The sequence below is a fragment of the Bacillus sp. GW823-FHT06B01 genome (assembly GCF_058952315.1).
The window spans coordinates 124715-126340 of sequence record NZ_JBXAHR010000007.1; the positions used below are offsets into that span (position 1 = coordinate 124715).

Below are 1626 nucleotides of genomic sequence, written 5' to 3' on the forward strand. Positions count from 1 at the left end.
TTGCCGCCAGAACCGTTACCACCGGAACTGTTGCCACTAGAACCACCGCCATCAGAACCGTTGCCACCAGAACCGTTGCCACCAGAACCACTGCCACCAGAACCACTGCCACCAGAACCATTGCCACCAGAGCCGTTGCCGCCAGAACCGTTACCACCGGAACTGTTGCCACTAGAACCACCGCCATCAGAACCGTTGCCACCAGAACCGTTACCACCAGAACCGCTGCCGCCAGAGCCATTGCCACCCGAGCCGTTGCCACCAGAACCGTTGTCGCCCGAGCCGTTGTCGCCCGAGCCATTGCCACCAGAGCCATTGCCGCCCGAGCCACTATCGTCCTGAGAACCATTGTTTCCTGGTGGTTTATTATTATCTTTTGAGTTGCCTTCTGCTAAATGATCGTTATTTTGTACAATCGCGTTTGTTACTGGAGAGAAGTTGTCTGTTGCTGCATTACCGATATTTAAACCACTAAAAAAAGATAAAGAAAGAGTTGATGCTAAAATGAAGATTTTTGTCATTGATTTCCTCCTGAAAAATTAATATTCCATCTAAAATACATCCCTTTGTAATATTTCATAGGAGATATAGTTTTATGCAAAAAACTATATAGATAAGATGTTCACAAATTTTATGGTTATATTTAGATATTCAAAATAAATATTTCGGAATGATATGTTAAGATTAATAGTAAGAAGAATAAAAAAGGGAGGGCTGAAGAATATAGGATTTCTTATATTCTTATAAAAAATTATGAAACAAACAACAAAACAAATAATAACAGGTACATTTCTAGCGACAGCAACATCTTTTATTTCGACGCATGCCTTTGCAGAAAGTGATAATTTAGCGACAGTAAATGCAACAAACTTAAATATACGTGAACAACCTACAACTCAAGGGAAAGTTATAGGAACAGTAAAAAAGGGAACAAATGTACAAGTTTTAAGTAAGGAAAAAGAATGGGCTAAAATTTCTCATGATGGAAAAGAGGGGTACGTCACATTACAATTTTTAGGATTTTCGAATGGAAATCCAAACGTTGAACAAAAACAACAATTAACGATTAATAATGGACAAAAAGAAGAGGGAATTGTTACGGCAACTCGTTTGAATGTACGTAATAGTCCAGCTCTAGGTAGTTCAATGATTGGCTATGTTCAAAAAAATGAAAAAGTAACGGTATTAGGAAAAGCGAACGGCTGGGCAAAGATTGAATATAAAGGAAAAGAGGGATATGTATCTTTAGAGTTTTTAAAATTTGGAGATGCAATTCAAACACCTGACACTTCTGGCCAAAAGCAACTGCAACCAACAATCAAAAATGGAACGCAAGAAGTAGGAACAATCAATGCAACAAGCTTACGAGTAAGAAGCGCAGCGAATACAAGTAGCTCGGTTTTAGGGAACCTAAAAAATGGAGAAAAAGTAACAGTACTAGGAAAAGCGAATGGTTGGGTGAAAATAAGCTATCAAGGAAAAGAAGGTTATGTATCGTTAGAGTTTGTGAAAATTGATGGCAACACAGAAGAGATAAAAAAGCCGGAACAACCGAAAACATCAGATGCAACGATTAAAAATGGAACGCAAGAAGTAGGAACAATTAACGCGACAAGCTTACGAGTA

General features: G+C 39.0%; 1 protein-coding gene and 1 pseudogene. One reads left to right on the top strand and one right to left on the bottom strand.

Going from position 1 to position 1626, the window contains the following annotated elements; all coding sequences use genetic code 11:
• A pseudogene (locus AC1Q8N_RS25310) lies at positions 1 to 521 on the bottom strand (cell wall anchor protein); the annotation flags it as partial.
• Between the two features lie 232 nt (positions 522 to 753).
• Here AC1Q8N_RS25310 and AC1Q8N_RS25315 point away from each other — a divergent pair.
• A partial coding sequence (locus AC1Q8N_RS25315) for an SH3 domain-containing protein (protein WP_493521422.1) occupies positions 754 to 1626 on the top strand: 873 nt, incomplete at its 3' end.